We start from the raw sequence: 18,219 nt of genomic DNA, 5'->3' as shown, positions 1-18,219 counted from the left end.
ATCTATGAAAGCATCATTTTTACTAATATTTGTCATGCTCTCCGGTCTTCCGATAAAGGGACAGATCGTATTTAGATCTTTTCAGGAGGTGATGAGCTATGCCGACAAACATAATATTTCCATACGTATTTCTGAAGCACAGCAGGAAATAAACCTGATAAAGCAAAAACAGTCGAAATCATTTCTCTACCCATCTGTCAACGCATCGGCAGGATTTAATGATAATATTACTTTGCAACCTACTTTAGTTCCCGCAAAACTTTTTAATCCCATGGCCCCGGAAGGAAGTTTTGAAGAGTTGACATTTGGTAAAACTTATCTTTATACGACCTCATTGCAGGCTCAGTGGAACATCATTGATTTTCAAAAGATCTTTGCCATTAAAACATCACAGTTCCAGTCGGAAGCGGGAAAGCTGAACACGGAAGTAAACCGGTTTAATACCTATAATCAGCTGGCTTCTGTATATTATTCGATCGTACTGGCTCAGCAATCCCTTGAAATTGACGAAAAAAACGGGAGTGTTACCAAAACAATGCTGGGTAATGCTTCAGAAAAATATCAGAAGGGCATTATTAGTGAATCTGATCTCAACCGAGTTTCGATACAACATTTACAGAATGAAAAGAAAATTAAGTCAACAAAAAGTAACCTGGACCAACTTTACCGCCAACTGCAGAGCATTCTTGATCTCCGCGAAGAAATTCAGATATCAGATCTCGGAACTGATGAGGATCGTATTACTGATTTTGATTTTCATGCTGTTCATACGGAAGTTCTTTTTCAGGAAAAACAGATCGATATTTCAAAGTCGCTTGTAAAGCAAAGCGAAGCCATGCGATATCCGACGTTGGGATTTGTCTATCAATATAATTATAACTGGGCGACAGACCGTCTTGCAGATTTTTCTAATGCAAACAATCTTCCCCAGCAGTTTTTCGGAGTTAAAATTAATCTGCCCGTTTTTAATGGCTTTTCTATAAGTCAGAAAATTAAAGAATCAAAGACTGATCTGAAGATTCAGCAGATGCAATTGGAAAATACGAAGATTGTAAAAGATAAAGAAGACGAAATACTCAAGATTCAGTATGATCAGTCTATTGAGGATCTTGAAAAAAGTACAGCGATATTGCAATTACAGGAACGAAATGATATTCATACCCAGAACAAATACGATAGCGGAATCATCGGTCTGGATGAGCGTCTTGATCGTTATTCTGATCTTTTATCTGCACAGTATGATTATCTCCGGAGCCTTTCTGATCTGTCTTTAGCAAAATATAAAATGTATTTACGCACCCTAGATTTCCATAAACCATAGCACGATCATGATAAACAGAATGAAAAGTACAAGCCTTTTATTATTGGCATTAATGCTTGTTTCCTGCACCAAAACAGAGAAAACCTCAGCGGTAAGAAAGAATATTGAAGACGCTGTTTTTGCAAGCGGATATATAGAAATGGAAGATGAATATATGATCTCTGCCAAGATCAGTGGAAATATATCAGATATTCCAATTAAAGAAGGTGAAATACTGACTGACAATAGTCTTATCGCAATCATCGAAAGCAATGTACAGGCAGAGCAGCTGAAAGATGCAGAAGCGGTTTACTCACAATCTAAGCAAAATGCATCCGGAAATTCTCCGCAGCTGTTGCAGCTCCAGGCACAGATTGATCAGGCTCAGCATCAGGTGGCTCAGGACCGGATAAATTTTCAGCGATATCAGGAACTCAGAACAAAAAATTCTGTTTCCCAGCTGGATCTTGAAAAGGCACAGCTTCAGTATCAGTCTTCACAGAATAATTTAATTTCTCTTCAAAAAAATTATCTGGATACAAAAAATGCTCTTGATCTTTCGAAGAGGAGAAGTGCAATAGGAGTAAATCAGCAACAGGATGTTTTAAAAGATTACACCATCCGTTCAGAAGGTAATGGTGAAGTTCTGAATGTTTTCAAAAAGAAAGGTGAACTGGTAAAGCAGGGTGAGAATATGGCAAGGATCGGCCGTGGAGATTTTAAACTAAAATTATACGTTTCGGAAGACGATATTGCTAAAATAAAAATTGGACAAAAAGCGGCAATTCATCTCAATACTTATCCGGACCAGGATTTTACGGCAACAGTTGTTAAAATATTACCAGCATTTGACGAGACAGAACAATCATACATTGTGGAAGCAAAATTTGACAAGACTCCCGAAACTGTTTTTTCCGGTACACAGCTTCAGGCAAATATTGAAACATCAAAGCGAAATAATGTATTGGTGATTCCCACTTCATACATTTCCAAAGGAAAATTTGTTACCCTGGAAAATGATGAGAAGAGAGAGGTGGTGATCGGCTCAAAAAATAATGAATGGACAGAGATTCGAAGTGGGATATCCGAAAAAGATATTCTGATAAAACCTAAAGATTAACAGAATGAATACAAATAGGAAAATATCCTGGGTGCATCTCTCATCCAAGGTCAAACAACTTTTTGTTGCTGTGCTGAGTGTGACGTTCGGAATATCAATGTACATTTTTATGAACAGTTTTATGTCCGGTGTCAATAGTGCCCAGACGCAAATAACTTTTACTTCCATGTCGCATATCAGAATCTACAATGATCTTCCAACTGATGTTCATCAAATTCTGAGAACAAAAGAAAATAACACGTTGGTGATCGTAAACAATGCCAGAAACATACGATATACCGAAGGAATAAAAAATACAGCGCCTATCCGGGAATCTGTTTCGAGGCTGAAAGAAATATCAGCGATAACAGAGCAGCTTAATGAGAATATTTTTATCAGAAATGGGGTTACAAAGATCAATGCATCCCTTTCCGGTGTCGATGTGGAAAATGAAGATCGTCTGTTTCATACCTCAGAGTACATGCAGCAAGGGAATTTTTTTGACTTGGAAAAGCGTGCGGACGGAATTATTCTGGGCTATAAGCTGGCACAGAATCTTGGGGTGGAAATGGATGATAATATTACAGTCCTTACTTCAGACGGGATTTCAAGAGTTTTTAAAATTATCGGAATTATGGAGACAGGCTCAGCAAGTGTAGATAAAACCAGAGCAATCATCTCCATTCGTACCGCACGACAGCTTTTCTCAAAGAACAGAAGTTATGCAACAGATATTCTGATTAACATCAATGATTTTAATAAGTCCAAAGAAATCTCAAAAAAAATAGCGGCAATGACCGATTACAAAGTCGAGGCCTGGCAGGAAGGCAACGCACAGCTGGATTCTGCAAATGTTCTCCGAAATATTCTTGCGGTGGCAGTTTCTTTCACAATCCTCATTGTGGCGGGCTTTGGAATTTATAATATTATGAATATGACCGTTAACGAAAAGATCAAAGAAATCGCCATACTGAAAGCAATGGGGTTTAATGGAAGCGATATTGTTGAGGTTTTTCTCACGCAGTCGGTTATCATAGGTCTTATCGGCGGTTTTACAGGTCTTGCATTCGGATATGTTGTTTCGATGATCGTGGATCAGATACCTTTTAAGATCGGTTCATTTACCACTTTACCGATAGATTACAGCCTTACCGATTATGTCCTTGCGTTTTCGTTTGGTCTTCTGATAACGGCAATTGCAGGTTATCTGCCCGCAAGAAATGCATCAAAAATAGATCCTGTAGCAATTTTAAGAGGATGAGAAATAATAGCATGGAAAGTATCATTAAAGATCTGATTATGATTTTGAAATTACTGATACTGTTTATTTACATTACGATGTTCGAAGCAGCAATTATCACATTTTTTTATGGATGGAATGTACAGAATGATATATAAAATTTACCACAATGAAAGCATTATCAGTGAATCAAATCAATAAATACTTTTATGAACCGGAAAAATTCCAGGTTTTGAGAGAAGTTTCTTTTGATGTAGAAAAAGGAGAATTTGTCGCTGTCGTAGGAAAGTCGGGCTCTGGGAAATCAACATTATTGTATCTTCTTTCTACGATGGATACCGATTATGAAGGAACGATTTTCATCAACAATACTTTAGTAACCGGTCTGAAACAGAATCAGCTCTCCGCTTTCCGGAATGAGCATATTGGCTTTGTTTTTCAGTTCCATTATCTTTTGCCTGAATTTTCAGTGCTTGACAATGTGATGCTTCCTGCGCTGAAACTTAAAAAATATCCAAAAGAGCAAATAGAGCACAAAGCGATGGAACTTCTCAGTTTATTGGATATAAAAGGGCACGAGCATAAAAAAGCTTCAAAAATCTCAGGCGGACAGCAACAGCGCGTGGCAATTGCAAGGGCCCTGATCAATGATCCGGCCATCATCATGGGAGATGAGCCAACAGGAAATCTGGATTCTAAAAATACAAAGATTGTTTTTGAAATATTCCGTGAGCTTGCCAAGGAAAGAGGGCAAACAATTATTGCAGTGACCCATGACGATGAGTTTGCCGCAAATTGCGATCGTATTATTGAAATGGCAGATGGAAAAATTATCGTTTAATAACTATAAAGTCTATAAATATTGCAACTCTTTATACAAAAAAAAAGATGAATTATATGAGAGTATATAAAGGGTTATTACTAATGCTGACCGTATTTTTTAATGATAAAATTTATGCCCAGGAAGGGAAGCCTGATCTCTTTGGAGTGAGTTATGGTTATGAAAAAATAAAGAATGATTCTGTCCAAGGAAAAATAAAAGATATTGATGCCTTTCTGAATTTTCCAATATATCGTGATGAGAAAAGAACAGCTGGTGGTAGACTTCAATTCAAATCAAGAAGCATTTCCGGGCTTGATCCTACGCTTTCTAAAGATCTTTACAATGCGGATGTTTTTGTTTTCTGGCAGTTAAAAATAAAGCAAAAATATAAAGTGTATTTCTTTGCCCAGGTTGGTGCTTATTCTGATTTGAAGGATATCAGCGAAGAAGATTTCCGCTATTCTTTCGGAGCAAGATATACTATTCAGCATAACGATAATCTTAAGACGGGCTGGGGAATCTCTTACAACAGGCAGTTCTACGGACATCAATTAAATCCTTTTATTTCTGTTGATTATCAAATCACACCAAAACTACAGCTGACGGGCTTGCTTCCGATCCGTCCGAAGTTGATTTATGCCATTAATGATAAGCTTTCCTGGACCAACGAGATATCTGCAAGTGCAGCAAGTTACAGGCTTTCGGCAAGTGAAGAAAGCAGCCGTTTTCTAAGAATAAACAATTGGTTTGGAATAAGCAGCCTGGAATATAAGCTTGCAGGCCATCATAAGTTTTCGCTGGGATTTGGATATGATTTCGTCAACAATCTGAAGCTTTATGAAGATACTGCCAGCAACAACTGGAGTATTTTCACTTTTGATTTTCGTCAAAAGTCAAAACCTATTCAGGAAATCAAGACGAGGGGATTGAGATTTAATGTCGGATATAGTTTTGGGCTTTAGATAAATTATAATAAACTTAAATCTTCGGTAAATGTTTACTAGATTTGAATGCAAAAGCAGGATTAATTCTGATTAATAAGAGCGTAATGTTGATTTAAAATGAAAAAAAGAATACATATCATACTGCCTGTAGCCTTGGCCATTATTTTGCCGGGACTTAATTTCTTTTCCATTTCGGAAACTTCAGGTATTCAGCCGGACGGATTTGCAGAGAAATGGCTGTATGCCTCTATTGTTTTGTATGTTCTCTGGTACATTTTACAAGCGGTCTCCAATATCAAAACAAAATATAAGAATCTTATTATTACAGGAGTTGTTGCATCTTTTGTCTTTATTGTGTATGTCCTTTTTGCCTTGTTGATATTTAAAATTCCTAATGCTATCAAATGGGTATTTATTGTTAAATTGTTTTTTGCCGCAGTATTGTTTTTTATCATTCAGTATGCACTGAAGGCCAATGAAAACATTTCAAAGCTTCAGCTGGAAAAAGAGCAGATCATGAATGAAAACTACAAAGTCCAGCTTCAGGAACTCAGAACAAAGGTAGATCCCCATTTCCTGTTCAATTCGTTCAATACCCTGCGTACTATGATCAGAAATCAACATCCTTCTTCGGAAAAGTTTGTTATGAGCCTTTCTAATTTTTACAGGCTGACACTTTCTTTAAACAAAACTTCAACCACCTCTTTAAAAGATGAAATCGACGTCCTGAAATCCTATTTTTTCTTGATGCAAACCCGAAATGAAGGCGCTCTCAAAATATCAATTGATATTGAAGATGCACTTTTACAGAAACAGCTTCCTACGCTGAGTCTTCAGATCATCGCAGAAAATTGTTTCAAACATAATAGAATTTCTTCATCAAAACCGCTGGAAATCAATATTTATACCGATAATAATTATATTTTTATAAAAAATAACAGATTACCGAAACTTACAGTTGCTGAAGTTTCCGGATTTGGACTTGAAAATATAGCGCAACGTTATGCTTTGCTAAAAATATCTGATGGAATCTTAAAAAATTCAGATGATGAGAAATTTGAAGTACAATTAAAATTGATTTAGCGATGAATGTTTTGCTGGTGGAAGATGAGCATCACACTGCACAGATGTTGCAGGAAATCATAGAAAGTGACAATGATTTCATTGTTATTAAAACCTTGGATTCTATCGCGGAGACCGTTTTATATCTTGCAAAATACGGACAGAATATAGATCTGATGTTTCTCGATATCCATTTGTCAGACGGGCATAGCTTTGAAATATTCCGTCATATTGACATCAGTATTCCGATCGTATTCTGTACAGCTTACGACGAATATGCACTCGATGCCATCAAAAACAACGGAATAGAATATATCCTTAAACCTTTCGAGGATGATGAAATACTGAATGCGCTTCATAAATTTAAACAACTGGCAGGAAGATTCAAAAGACAGATGAATTTTGAAATTCCTATGGAAACCCACAAGATGCCTGTGTATCAGGAAAGTTTTCTTGCCCGGCAGAAAGACCGAACAATTGTGGTCCTGACAGAAAATATCGCCATGTTTGCCATAGAAGATGATATTGTTTACCTTTATACATTCGACAGAAAGAGATATCCTGTTTTCAAAAATATAGAATATATAGCGAATGTCTGTGATCCCCATATTTTTTTCAGGATTAACCGGCAGATGCTCATTAACAGGAACGCTATTGTCACTATTCAGCCGTATTTTAACAGGAAGGTAATCTTAGAACTTAAAGTAAAATCTGAAAATCAGCCCATTGTCAGCCGCTTAAAGGTTAGTGTTTTTAAAGAATGGCTTGAAGGAGGAAAGTGATATATGATAGAAATATTTTAACTCATATTGATATTTTATAGATTATTATTTAAAAAATGACAGCCAAACAATCATTACAGTTTCATTTGATAGAACCTCATCATCAGATTGCTGATTTTGTATATTGTTTTTCCTCTTTCACTAATATGTCGACGATAGAGGAAGGAATCATTATCCCAAACGGCAAGATAGATCTTATTCTGTCTTTAACTGAAAGTGGAGTTTTTCATATTACCCTTTTGGGCCTGGAAACACAGCCCAAAATTGCACCCAAGCAGCCCATATCAAAATTTTTCTCTGTCAGCTTTCATCCTCTCGCTGTTGAATACATCCTTAAAATGCCTGTTGCTGACTTGCTCAATACCGGCAGGGTATTACCCGATAGTTTCTGGGAATTCACTGTTGATGATCTTACTGATTTTGAAGCCTTTTGCCTAAAGGTTACCGATAAGGTAATCTCTCTTCTTCCCGATGCTGTTGATCAGCGTAAACGGAATTTATTTAATCAAATCATAGCGGCTGATGGAGATGTTAAAGTTAACGAACTCGCCGACAACATAGGATGGAGTCCCCGCCAGATCAACCAATATTTTAACCGGCAGTTGGGTGTTTCGTTAAAATCATATTGTAATATTTTACGATTTCAGGCTTCACTGCAACATATCTGGGAAGGAAATCTTTATCCACAACTGAACTATACCGATCAATCGCATTTCATTAAAGAAGTTAAAAAACTTTCCGGTGTTTCCCCAAAAGAGCTGAATAAAAATGAGAACAGCCGATTTTTACAATTTTTGGTGTACGATAAGAAATAGCTTTGCAGTATATAAAATTCAATTATGCTGTTAGAAAACAAAAACGTAGCGATAGTTGGCGGAGGCCCTGGCGGTCTGACATTAGCCAAATTGCTACAACAGAATAACATCAATGTTAAGGTTTATGAACGGGATTTTGATGAAAATGCCAGAGTGCAGGGTTCACCACTTGACCTTCATTATGATTCCGGTCTGGCTGCTTTGCGTGAAGCCAATTTGCTGGACGAGTTTAAGAAAAACTTTCTTCCCGGAGCAGATCGTGAAAAAATCATGAATGAAAAGGCTGAAATTTTTTTCAGTGATCATGGTCATAAGCTGGAAGAAGATTTTAATAACATATATTTCCGTCCTGAGATCGACCGTGGCGTACTCCGAAAGATCTTACTGCAGTCATTAGAACCGGAAACTGTTATATGGAACAGCCATTTTCTTTCCATGGAACCACAAAACGGAGGTTGGCTTTTACATTTTAAAGATCGACCATCCGTATACGCAGATCTTGTGATTGGGGCAGACGGAGGAAACAGTAAAATTCGTCCGTACGTTACAGAAATTAGGCCTTTTTATACCGGAATTATGATGCTTGAAGGCAATATTCCCAATGCTTCTCAAACTGCTCCCGATATCAACGCTCTTTTAGAAGGTGGAAAAATCATGGCTTTCGGCAATAACCAAAATCTGCTCATGGGGCAGAAGGCAGATGGTGAAATAGGTTTTTATGCGAGCTTCCGTGCGCCGGAAGACTGGAAAACAAAGAATGGCATCATCCATTATAATAATGATGAAGTATTCCGATGGTTTAAAGATTCTTACAGTGAATGGAGCAGCATTTGGGATGAACTGTTTACGGCGGCTGTTTCACCATTTATACCGAGACCGATTTACTGTATGCCGTTGGATCAGTATTGGGAATCACAATCTAATGTAACCATCATTGGGGATGCTGCTCATGTCATGCCGCCATTTGCGGGAGAAGGAGTTAACATGGCCATGCTGGATGCACTGGAATTAAGTCACAATCTGCTTTCTGGTGATTTTGAATCTACGCATCAAGCGATTGCCTGCTATGAAGAATCTATGCGTAAAAGGGCATCGTTGATCGCAGGTGAATCTCTGGCCAATGGAGAGTTTATGCATTCTGAAAATGCGTTGCAGTCGATGGTCAAAATGTTCGAAAGGCATTAAAAATGCCGTTCAGCAGCTATCATTAAAATAACAACCTCTCGCTAAGAAAGGTTGTTTTTTATAATTCAAAATAAATTGTATCAATGTTTAAATATTAATACCCCTGATTCTGTACCAGGTAGCCCGGAACACTGGATGCTCCGTCGATCGCCGTCTGAGGAATCGGGAAAAGTCTTTTTCTTACATCTGTATTGGTTTTTGAAGTGTACGTATCTTCATAATGTCCAAAACGGATCATATCGGTTCTTCTTGAATATTCCCAGTAAAACTCAAAACCTCTTTCGCGGTAAAGGGTATTTAAATTAATACTGGTCAATGCAGGAGGCGTAAGTGAAGGTCTGGCAGTTCTTGATGCTCTTACGAAATTTACATCTGATAAAGCAGCCGCAGCATTTCCTTTTCTTAGCTGCGCTTCGGCTCTCATCAAATAAATATCGGCCAAACGTAAAAGAACGATATCTGCATTTCCTCTGTTTCTACCCGTATCAGAAGTTCTGCTGAACTGATATTTTGAAACCCTGTATCCGTCGGCATAATCTTTATGTGAAGGATCTTCCAGGTCTACTTCCAACACATGGTTTACGTAGTTTGTAAATCCATTTCTCTGCTCGATCATCGGATAAATTTTATATTGTCCATTCAACGTTTGAAAAGGCTGTCCATTCGCAGAATTTCTCAGCCCCCACTGAATTCCTCTCTGGATTCCTCTGTTGATTTCATACGTAGGACCATCAACAAGGAAATAATGATTGGCATCGTTGGCAGGGGTAACACCTGTTAGATCCTTTAAATTCTGAGGAACAGTGAAATTTTCTTTATAAAATCTGGCATCTGCCTGTGCCGGATCTGTGCTTCCGTACGCCTGTACCCAGGTCTGGTAGAAATCAGGAGTAATGGCAGGCCCATCTGTTCCGTTTGCTTTTGGAAAAGCTGCCAACGGATACTGACTTCCGGACAGCGACCAATATCCTAATCGGTTATGAGATGTGTTCAGATCCTGACGCTGATCGATGGCAAAGATCAGTTCTTTATTAGTGTGATTGTTATCATCAAAAATGGCAAAATATTCTGCAGATAAACTGAATAATCCCGAATTGATTACCTTGTTGGTATATTCAATGACTTTATCCATATCTGCTGTTGTAAATGAAGGTGTTCCGTAGGGATCTCTGTACACAGCGGCATTAAGATAAAGCTGTGCCAAAAATCCGTTAACAGCAGCCTGTGATATTCTTCCCGGTCCGTGAGTATTATCAAGGTCATTGACGACAGCAAGAAATTCACTTTCAATATATGAAATGGCTTCCTGTCTTCTTAAGATCTGGGAATTCTGACCGGTAGCATCTTTTTTAAAGGCTATTCCCCAGTAATCAAGGAACAGCATATTGTAGTAAGCTCTTAAAGCCCGCATTTCGGCCACAGCTTTGGCTGCATTGGCATCAGTAGCAGCAAGCGGCTGCAGTTTTTCAATCGCTGTGATAGTTCTTGAAATCATTAGCCTGAAAGCATCCCAGGTCTGTTGAACCACAACATTGGTAGTCGTCATCGTATGCTGATGAAGTTCGATATATTTCCCGCCGTCATACCAGTCGTTTCCGCTTCCTCTCGGAGGCAGGATTGCCTCATCTGTACTGATCAGCTGGAGACCGTAGTTTTTGGTATGGGTAAAGGCATCCGGAAGCGGGCCATAGGCAGGAGCAACAAAAGATTCCACTATATTGCTGGATGGCGCATCCACCGATTCATCGATTACCTGTTCATCAAGGTTCGTACATCCTACTGCGACCAATGCACTTAGACTTAGGATAGAGATTAAAAATTTATTTTTCATTGTTTTCTTTTTTAAATAATTAAATTAAAACGCTACATTAACCCCGAACATAAAGCTTCTTGCCTTTGGATAGGTACTGTAATCAATACCGAAAGACTGAATTCCTCCCTGAGAAATCCCTGTATTGATTTCCGGATCAAAACCTGAATATTTGGTAATGACAAATAAATTCTGAGCAGTTACAGACAGTCGTATGTTTCTTACATGATCGCCGATTCCTAAGATTTTAGGATCTAGACTATATCCAAGGGTGGCATTGTTTAATCTGAAGAAATCTCCTTTTTCAAGATACCTTGTTGAGATCACATTGGTGTTATTGGTACTTTCATTAGGAAACTGTGTTGCAGCATCTGTGGTGTTTTGTGAAAGGCCCAGTCGTCCTCTCGTAAAGAGGGTAGAAGCTGTGTTGTTGTAGATCATATTTCCGGCAACGCCGTTAAAGTTTAGTCCTAAATCGAAATTTTTATAAGCAGCTTTTAAGTATAAATTATATGTGAAATCGGGAAGAGCACTTCCTGCAGCAACCCTGTCATTATCCGTGATAATACCGTCTCCGTCGACATCTCTGAAGATATTGGTTCCGTCGGCATTTAATCCTAAAAATTCTTTAACGTAGAACGTCCCGATCGGTTCACCGTTAATATAACCATTGATCACGGCATTGGTTGTTCCCGGACCTTGTGCCTCTCCTGTAGAAATGATTTTGTATGGTGAATTTTTGATCACATTTTTAATAAAAGAAGCATTTCCGCCGATGCTGTAGGTGAATGCTTTATTAGGATTACTGTTGTAGTTTAAAGAGATTTCCCAACCGGTATTGTTGATCTTCATATCAGGAATATTCTTCCACATTTTGGGTGCAGGTTCTATGGGATCTACAGTATCAATCTGCAATACAATGTTGTTAGAAACTTTTCTGAAGAAATCAACCGTACCAGTCAGCCGGTTGTTAAGGATTCCGAAATCCAACCCAATATTGGTCTGGGTTGTTACTTCCCACTGAAGATCAGGATTGTCGGCTCTTACCAGGTAGATCCCTACAGGATAATTTCCACTGTCGTTCAAAGGATATGTCGATTGTGCCGTTCCGGCGGAATCAGCCCGATAGCTTTTTTTGGTAACTTTCCCCGGAATTTCCTGATTTCCGGTTTTACCCCAGCTTGCCCTTAATTTCAAATTGCTGATTTCCTGTACATCGGAAAGAAATTGCTCTTTGCTGATGTTCCATCCGGCGGCTACCGAGGGGAAAATACCATATTTGTTGTTGTCCCCGAATTTAGAAGAACCGTCGGCTCTCAACGTAGCAGTCAGTAAGTACTTGTCATTGAAATCATAATGTACCCTTCCGAACCATGATTGTAGTTCATTCTTATTGGCATCAATCGATGTGGTAGAATTATTTTTTCCGGCTGCAGGAATCTGATACTGTGGCTCAATGCCGTTGATTGGGAAATTTTCGTAGTACCATCCTCTAGCCGTACTCTTTAATCTTTGATAAGAATGTCCGGCCATTACATTAAAATGATGCGTATCAAGATTAAATTTGTAAGTAAGCGTATTTTCAACCAAAGTATTATTGTTGGAATAGTTACTTAAATTTAAAGTTCCGATTTCCAGAGGAATAGCGTGCGGCATATTCTGAATCACCCTTTCTGCCGAAGAATAATCTACTCCTAAGTTTAATTTATAAACTAAGCCTTTGATAATTTCTACTGAAGGCGAGAAATTAGCTAAAATTCTGTTATTGGTTGTAAAATCCTTGTAAATGTCCTGACGGATCAGCGGGTTGAAAGATCCATTATTGAAAACCGTTGTCGGAGCGCCGTTGGTGTAAGCAGGATATGTAGGATTTAAAGTAAGCATTGTAGAAACCATGCTGGTAACGCTTGGTCTGTTGTTTTCAGTTCTGGCACCACTGATATTAAAATCAACATTTACCCTTCCGTCAAAAGCTTTCTGAGAAACATTGATACGTCCTGAATATCTTCTCAGATTGTTATTATACAAAATACCTTCCTGATTTTCATATCCCAACGTTGCATAATAGTTCGAATTTTCCGTAGCTCCTGATGCTGAGAAATTGACATTATTAGAGATTGCAGTTCTTGTAAGCTCATCCTGCCAGTCTGTATTTCCGCCCATATCATCAAGCTTCGCACCCATAGCGGTTACCTGTCTTCTGAATTCGTCGGCACTGAAAACATCCATTTTATTGGCTAAATGGGAAACAGTAAGGTTTGAAGAAAGATTCATCTGCATTCTTCCTTTTTTACCTTTTTTGGTGGTGATGATGATAACCCCGTTTGCTGCTCTTGCCCCATAAATAGCAGCAGCAGAAGCATCTTTCAGAACATCAATAGATTCGATATCCTGTGTATTGATGAAGTTCATCGGGTTGTTGGCAACTCCTGTACTGCTGTTGTCGATCACAAAACCATCGATCACATAGAGTGGAGTAGTTCCTGAACGCAAACTTCCGACCCCACGGATCACGATATCCTGATTGGCCCCCGGCTCACCACTTACATTCGCAACATTTACCCCGGCAATCTTTCCCTGCAACAGTTGTCCTACATTGGCAACCAATCCTTTATTGAAATCTCCACTTCTTACAGATCCTATCGCACCCGTCACGTCAGATTTTTTCTGGGATCCATATCCTACCATCACGATTTCTTCAATATCCTTGAGTTTGTCTTTACTCTTGATGGTATCAGTTTCTTTTTTTTGTGCAAATGTTAAGCTGACACAACCCATCAAAACAGTTGGCACGAGGTAAATACGCTTCATTCCTTAATTATTTTCGTGCAAAATTAGGTTCGATTCTTCCCAATTGTCGTTAACTTACCGTTAAGTAACTACTTTTTAAATTTAACAAAATGTAAACTTTATTGCGAAAAATTAAATTATAGTAAATTAATTGTTAAGCCCGGACATATAAATGCTTCATAATGAATAATACGGCTGTTAACATTGGTTAATGAAATATTTCACTTCATTTTTAAGGGGTTCTTTTATCTAATTTTGCCCATTGTTTTTCAAATGTTTAATTATTAAAATAATAATCATTATGATTTATTCTTGTAAAAGTATTAACGCAAAGGTTTTTACGTTTTTCGCTATGTTTCTTTTTGGATCCATGTTGTTTGGGCAGCATCAAAAACCGGTTAATATCATTTTTATGATCGGTGACGGAATGGGCGTTTCGCAGGTGACCTCTGCTTTATATTTTGGAGACGGGAAACCAAATTTTCAGAATTTTAAATATGTCGGACTTTCTGAAACTTCCAGCATCAGCGACCGTGTGACGGATTCTGCGGCGGGAGCTACGGCTCTGTCAACGGGACAAAAGACGTACAAAAGGGCAATCGGAGTAGATAAAGATTCCCTGGCAATTCCCACGATTTTGGAACAGCTTCAGAATAAAGGATATAAAACGGGATTGGTTTGTCTTACGAGCATTACTCATGCTACCCCGGCGGCTTATTATGCCCATGTAAAAGACCGTGATCTTCATGAGGATATTGCTTTGGACTTTATAAAATCTGACGTTGATTTTGCAGCTGGAGGCGGTTTAAAGTTCTTTAATAAAAGGAAAGACCACAAAGATTTGCTGAAAGATTTGCTGAAAAAAAATTACAGAATTGATACAATCTCTCTGTCAAAACCTTCAGCAGGAAAGAGAAATCTGTATTTAATGGCACAGGACGAACTACCTAATAAAGTACAGGGAAGAAAAGATTTTCTTCCGGAAGCCACACAACTCGCACTGGACTTTTTATCGCAGAAAAATGAACCTTTTTTCCTGATGGTAGAAGGCTCGTTCATCGATTGGGGAGGTCATGCAAACAATGCTGAAATGATGGTAAAAGAAGTCCTTGATTTCGACAAAACAATTGGTGTGGTTATGAATTTTATTAAGAAGAATCCTAATACCTTACTGGTGGTCACTGCCGATCATGAGACTGGCGGTGCAAGCATAGGAAAATTTATGGAAAAAGATGCTTCAGGAAAGCTGCAGGAAGTAAAAGATAAACTTCAGGTGAATTTTATCGACGGGCAGCATACAGCAGCTTTGGTTCCGGTTTTCGCCATGGGAAAAGGAGAAGAACTGTTTTCAGGGATATATCCGAATAATACGATCTATCATAAACTGGTTGAGGCTTTAAAAAGATCCGGAGTTAACATAAAATAGAAACTATGCTTTTACACTTTAAAAAAATAAATATTGCTGTTGCATTAACGATAGGGAACTTTGTTTTTGCACAACATTATGCTGCCCATTCACACAACGATTACGAACAGAAAGTTCCTTTCTGGTATGCTTTGGGAGCGGGCGCAACATCTATTGAAGCCGATGTTTATCTTGTTGATAATCAGCTTTACGTGTCACATGAGCGGAAAGATCTTAAAAAAGAAAGAACTTTCGATAATCTTTATCTCAAACCTATCCAAAAAGCTTTAGAATTGGGTATTATAAAAGATCAGCCGGTACAGGTTTTAATTGACCTGAAGACAGAAGGAGAATCTACCCTGAAAAAGATCGTTTCCGAGCTATCAAAATATCCTGACATAACCGCTTCAAAAAAGATCAGTTTTGTCATTTCCGGCAATAAACCATCTCCTGAAAAGTTTTCGGCGTATCCGGATTTCATTACTTTCGATTATCAGTCAGTACAGAATCTTACCCCAGAACAATGGAAAAGAGTAGGACTTGTAAGCTTAAATTTTAAAGAATATTCTGGCTGGAATGGGAAGGGCGGACTGACGGTGGAAGACCTTCCGAAAGTAAAGGCAGTCATTCAAAAAGCAAAAGCCTTTCATAAGCCTTTCAGGTTTTGGGCCATTCCTGATGGTAAAACTTCGTGGGAATTCTTTGCACATGCAGGGGTGGATTACATCAACACAGATCATCCAAAAGAATGTGCCGATTATCTGAAAAAACTTGATGAAAGGACTTTTAGAAATACGTTGACCAGTGATGTTTATCAGCCTAAATTTTTATATGAAAATAAAAATATCCCGGTAAAAAACGTGATTCTTCTGATCGGTGACGGAAACGGACTTTCGCAGATTTCGTCTTCTGTTTTAGCAAATAAAGGACAGCTGACGCTGACTCAGCTTAAAAATATTGGATTGATAAAAACGACATCAGCTGATAATTTTACCACTGATTCTGCAGCCGGCGCAACTGCTTTTGCAACCGGAAAGAAAACCAATAACCGTTTTATTGGCGTAGACCCTTCAGGAAAAGCGATTTCGAATATCACTGAAATCCTTTCTGAGAAAGGCTTTAATACGGGAGTTATTACAACAGATGAGATCGTAGGAGCAACTCCGTCTGCGTTTTATGCTCACCAAAAAGACCGCGGCATGGAAAAGGAAATTGCATCAGACCTCATCACTTCAAAATTGAGTTTTTTTGCGGCAGGAGGAAAGTCGAAGGTTTCCAGTCTGAATAATTTTAAAGTGGCAGAAAACACAAAAGAAATTGCAGGAAGCAAAGCCGACCGGCTGGCCTATTACTTTTCCGATAATGGCGTGCCGCAGGTATTGAAAGGCCGTGGAAATATTCTGGCAGAAACCGTAGAAAGCAGCCTCGAATTTTTAAAAAATAAAAATAAACCATTCTTCATCATGATTGAAGGGGCACAAATCGACAGCGGCGGCCATGCCAATAATGTCGGAACGATTGTAACCGAAGGAATTGATTTTGACAGGGCTATTACAAAAGCCATCCGGTTTGCCGATAAAAATCCGGGAACATTGGTGGTCATCACTGCAGATCATGAAACAGGGGGCTTCAGCATCCCGCATGGTGATATGGCAACGAGTACCATTGAAGGTGATTTTACGACAGAAGATCATTCGGCGACACTTATTCCGGTATTTTCGTACGGACCAGGCACGGAAAATTTTATGGGAGTTTATGAAAACAATGAAATTTTTCATAAAATATTAAAATCTCTGAAGATCAAGGAGTGAGAGGCAAAATGTGATTAGTCAATACTTAATCTGTTAAAGTTATTCAATTTAATTGTAACTGTTAGATTAAGTATTGACTAATTCAATTTACACATTATAAAATTGCCAAATACCCTCTAAAAACAGCATATATCTTGCCGGCTGATATTCTCCATACGAGAATAGATAAATGGAATCATTGTTTTTTAAATAATGTATTTCTAAACCTTCTTCAGATGTATATTTTTCAATAAATCCTGTATTTACGTTAAATCTGTTTTCTTTAATGATGATATCAAAACTTTCTTCATCTATTTCTTTTTTTAGATCCCGCAGCGGTTTATTGTAAAAATCAATCAATTTGATTTTCTGATTTTCAATTTCAAAAACTTCCTGTAAACATTTTTTCTCATCACCATCAAATAGTTTTTGTCTGGTTATTTCAATTTTTTTGATCATATTTTTTTAGATTTAATTTATAATTACTAAAGGACAGTCTTCCTTAAACCTCAATTTAAAACTATTCTGCTTCTGAAATTAATTTCTCTATTAATTTCCAATCTACATTTTCATCAAAATGATCCCAATCTAAAATTTGATTTGGTCTGTTTTCAGAGGCTAAAGGAGATACATAAATTATACATCTATAAGCTGTTTCCCTAATACTAACATCAGTGTCTTTATCTTCTAAAATTGAATAGAGTTTTTTCATAACTGATGCTTTATTCTCCTTACGATATGTATTTGCCCAACTCATCAGAGCATCAGATCTTACCTCATCATCTTCATCGTTGGAAAACATTCCCCACGCTTTATCTCTAAATTCTTCCATTCCCCAATAGAAACATAAAACCCTGATGGATGCGCTACGAGCTTGTTCGCTTGGATGGTCACATAATTTTACAATGATATTCTTTAACTCATTTTTCTCCTGAAGTGTCCAATGATATTTTTTTCCGCAATCTATTAGTAAATCATATAATTCATTTCCGTCTGATTCATTTTCTAGTAATTGCTGCATTTCTTTTACGTTCAACCGATTCATGTGTGTTTGTGCAGTAGCTAAGTTTTAAAAAAACGGATAACTTTTTAGTTAACCGTTTTTTGTATTTTTATACTTGTTCTTGTACAGTAAAAGTATAATCTTATGATGGTGATACTTCCATTAGCAAAT

The 18,219-nt window shown here is 37.9% G+C and carries 15 protein-coding genes; 11 read left to right on the top strand and 4 right to left on the bottom strand.

What is annotated here, in order from left to right:
- The first annotated feature begins 4 nt into the window (after positions 1-4).
- The 9 genes from AC3WV0_RS12800 to AC3WV0_RS12760 all read left to right on the top strand — a co-directional run bounded on the left by AC3WV0_RS12800 (position 5) and on the right by AC3WV0_RS12760 (position 9,250).
- Positions 5-1,321 carry a TolC family protein gene (locus AC3WV0_RS12800; RefSeq protein WP_488846485.1) on the top strand — a complete coding sequence of 439 codons (1,317 nt, stop codon included), beginning with the start codon at positions 5-7 and terminating at the stop codon, positions 1,319-1,321.
- 19 nt (positions 1,322-1,340) lie between these two features.
- Positions 1,341-2,420 carry an efflux RND transporter periplasmic adaptor subunit gene (locus AC3WV0_RS12795; protein WP_488846484.1) on the top strand — a complete coding sequence of 360 codons (1,080 nt, stop codon included), beginning with the start codon at positions 1,341-1,343 and terminating at the stop codon, positions 2,418-2,420.
- Positions 2,421-2,424: 4 nt separating this feature from the next.
- Entirely contained in the window at positions 2,425-3,660 is a 1,236-nt protein-coding gene (locus AC3WV0_RS12790) for an ABC transporter permease (RefSeq protein WP_488846483.1), read from the top strand.
- A 148-nt stretch (positions 3,661-3,808) separates the two neighbouring features.
- Positions 3,809-4,480: an ABC transporter ATP-binding protein gene (locus AC3WV0_RS12785; protein WP_488846482.1), complete on the top strand. Its 672-nt coding sequence runs from the start codon at positions 3,809-3,811 to the stop codon at positions 4,478-4,480.
- 56 nt (positions 4,481-4,536) lie between these two features.
- Complete coding sequence (locus AC3WV0_RS12780) at positions 4,537-5,424, top strand: DUF6268 family outer membrane beta-barrel protein (protein WP_488846481.1); 888 nt, start codon at positions 4,537-4,539, stop codon at positions 5,422-5,424.
- Between the two features lie 99 nt (positions 5,425-5,523).
- Positions 5,524-6,489, top strand: coding sequence for a sensor histidine kinase (locus AC3WV0_RS12775; RefSeq protein ID WP_488846479.1), 966 nt, complete (start codon positions 5,524-5,526; stop codon positions 6,487-6,489).
- A 2-nt stretch (positions 6,490-6,491) separates the two neighbouring features.
- The gene (locus AC3WV0_RS12770; protein ID WP_488846477.1) at positions 6,492-7,250 is read left to right on the top strand and encodes a LytR/AlgR family response regulator transcription factor; all 759 of its coding nucleotides are present in this window, start codon (positions 6,492-6,494) and stop codon (positions 7,248-7,250) included.
- A gap of 56 nt (positions 7,251-7,306) precedes the next feature.
- Complete coding sequence (locus AC3WV0_RS12765; protein ID WP_488846475.1) at positions 7,307-8,065, top strand: helix-turn-helix domain-containing protein; 759 nt, start codon at positions 7,307-7,309, stop codon at positions 8,063-8,065.
- 24 nt (positions 8,066-8,089) lie between these two features.
- Positions 8,090-9,250, top strand: a complete 1,161-nt coding sequence (locus tag AC3WV0_RS12760) for an FAD-dependent oxidoreductase (RefSeq protein ID WP_488846473.1) — start codon at positions 8,090-8,092, stop codon at positions 9,248-9,250.
- Between the two features lie 94 nt (positions 9,251-9,344).
- On the opposite strand, the gene AC3WV0_RS12755 is transcribed toward AC3WV0_RS12760, so the two are convergent.
- Together AC3WV0_RS12755 and AC3WV0_RS12750 are read right to left on the bottom strand one after the other, a co-directional pair.
- Positions 9,345-11,081, bottom strand: a complete 1,737-nt coding sequence (locus tag AC3WV0_RS12755) for a RagB/SusD family nutrient uptake outer membrane protein (RefSeq protein WP_488846472.1) — start codon at positions 11,079-11,081, stop codon at positions 9,345-9,347.
- A gap of 24 nt (positions 11,082-11,105) precedes the next feature.
- Positions 11,106-13,871 (bottom strand): SusC/RagA family TonB-linked outer membrane protein, encoded by a 2,766-nt coding sequence (locus AC3WV0_RS12750; RefSeq protein WP_488846471.1) that lies wholly within the window; start codon positions 13,869-13,871, stop codon positions 11,106-11,108.
- A gap of 280 nt (positions 13,872-14,151) precedes the next feature.
- On the opposite strand from AC3WV0_RS12750, the gene AC3WV0_RS12745 reads away from it, so the two are divergent.
- Both AC3WV0_RS12745 and AC3WV0_RS12740 read left to right on the top strand, forming a co-directional pair.
- A complete protein-coding gene (locus AC3WV0_RS12745) occupies positions 14,152-15,276 on the top strand; it encodes an alkaline phosphatase (protein WP_488846470.1) in 1,125 nt (374 codons plus the stop codon).
- A gap of 5 nt (positions 15,277-15,281) precedes the next feature.
- On the top strand, positions 15,282-17,066 hold the full coding sequence (locus AC3WV0_RS12740; RefSeq protein WP_488846469.1) for an alkaline phosphatase: 1,785 nt from the start codon (positions 15,282-15,284) through the stop codon (positions 17,064-17,066).
- An 87-nt stretch (positions 17,067-17,153) separates the two neighbouring features.
- Here AC3WV0_RS12740 and AC3WV0_RS12735 read toward each other — a convergent pair whose 3' ends face one another.
- Both AC3WV0_RS12735 and AC3WV0_RS12730 read right to left on the bottom strand, forming a co-directional pair.
- Positions 17,154-17,504 carry a hypothetical protein gene (locus AC3WV0_RS12735; RefSeq protein WP_488846468.1) on the bottom strand — a complete coding sequence of 117 codons (351 nt, stop codon included), beginning with the start codon at positions 17,502-17,504 and terminating at the stop codon, positions 17,154-17,156.
- Positions 17,505-17,565: 61 nt separating this feature from the next.
- Positions 17,566-18,066 (bottom strand): hypothetical protein, encoded by a 501-nt coding sequence (locus tag AC3WV0_RS12730; protein ID WP_488846467.1) that lies wholly within the window; start codon positions 18,064-18,066, stop codon positions 17,566-17,568.
- Between the last annotated feature and the right edge of the window lie 153 nt (positions 18,067-18,219).

Source organism: Chryseobacterium sp. 27AL, assembly GCF_057815395.1.
This window is presented reverse-complemented; position numbering and strand designations above follow the sequence as displayed.

Excerpts from the sequence above, each read along its gene's own strand:
- AC3WV0_RS12730 (WP_488846467.1), bottom strand. The coding sequence starts at position 18,066 with ATGCAGCAATTACTAGAAAATGAATCAGACGGAAATGAATTATATGAT.
- AC3WV0_RS12785 (WP_488846482.1), top strand. The coding sequence starts at position 3,809 with ATGAAAGCATTATCAGTGAATCAAATCAATAAATACTTTTATGAACCG.
- AC3WV0_RS12790 (WP_488846483.1), top strand. The coding sequence starts at position 2,425 with ATGAATACAAATAGGAAAATATCCTGGGTGCATCTCTCATCCAAGGTC.
- AC3WV0_RS12750 (WP_488846471.1), bottom strand. The coding sequence starts at position 13,871 with ATGAAGCGTATTTACCTCGTGCCAACTGTTTTGATGGGTTGTGTCAGC.
- AC3WV0_RS12765 (WP_488846475.1), top strand. The coding sequence starts at position 7,307 with ATGACAGCCAAACAATCATTACAGTTTCATTTGATAGAACCTCATCAT.
- AC3WV0_RS12800 (WP_488846485.1), top strand. The coding sequence starts at position 5 with ATGAAAGCATCATTTTTACTAATATTTGTCATGCTCTCCGGTCTTCCG.
- AC3WV0_RS12745 (WP_488846470.1), top strand. The coding sequence starts at position 14,152 with ATGATTTATTCTTGTAAAAGTATTAACGCAAAGGTTTTTACGTTTTTC.
- AC3WV0_RS12760 (WP_488846473.1), top strand. The coding sequence starts at position 8,090 with ATGCTGTTAGAAAACAAAAACGTAGCGATAGTTGGCGGAGGCCCTGGC.
- AC3WV0_RS12775 (WP_488846479.1), top strand. The coding sequence starts at position 5,524 with ATGAAAAAAAGAATACATATCATACTGCCTGTAGCCTTGGCCATTATT.
- AC3WV0_RS12755 (WP_488846472.1), bottom strand. The coding sequence starts at position 11,081 with ATGAAAAATAAATTTTTAATCTCTATCCTAAGTCTAAGTGCATTGGTC.
- AC3WV0_RS12795 (WP_488846484.1), top strand. The coding sequence starts at position 1,341 with ATGAAAAGTACAAGCCTTTTATTATTGGCATTAATGCTTGTTTCCTGC.
- AC3WV0_RS12770 (WP_488846477.1), top strand. The coding sequence starts at position 6,492 with ATGAATGTTTTGCTGGTGGAAGATGAGCATCACACTGCACAGATGTTG.
- AC3WV0_RS12780 (WP_488846481.1), top strand. The coding sequence starts at position 4,537 with ATGAGAGTATATAAAGGGTTATTACTAATGCTGACCGTATTTTTTAAT.
- AC3WV0_RS12735 (WP_488846468.1), bottom strand. The coding sequence starts at position 17,504 with ATGATCAAAAAAATTGAAATAACCAGACAAAAACTATTTGATGGTGAT.
- AC3WV0_RS12740 (WP_488846469.1), top strand. The coding sequence starts at position 15,282 with ATGCTTTTACACTTTAAAAAAATAAATATTGCTGTTGCATTAACGATA.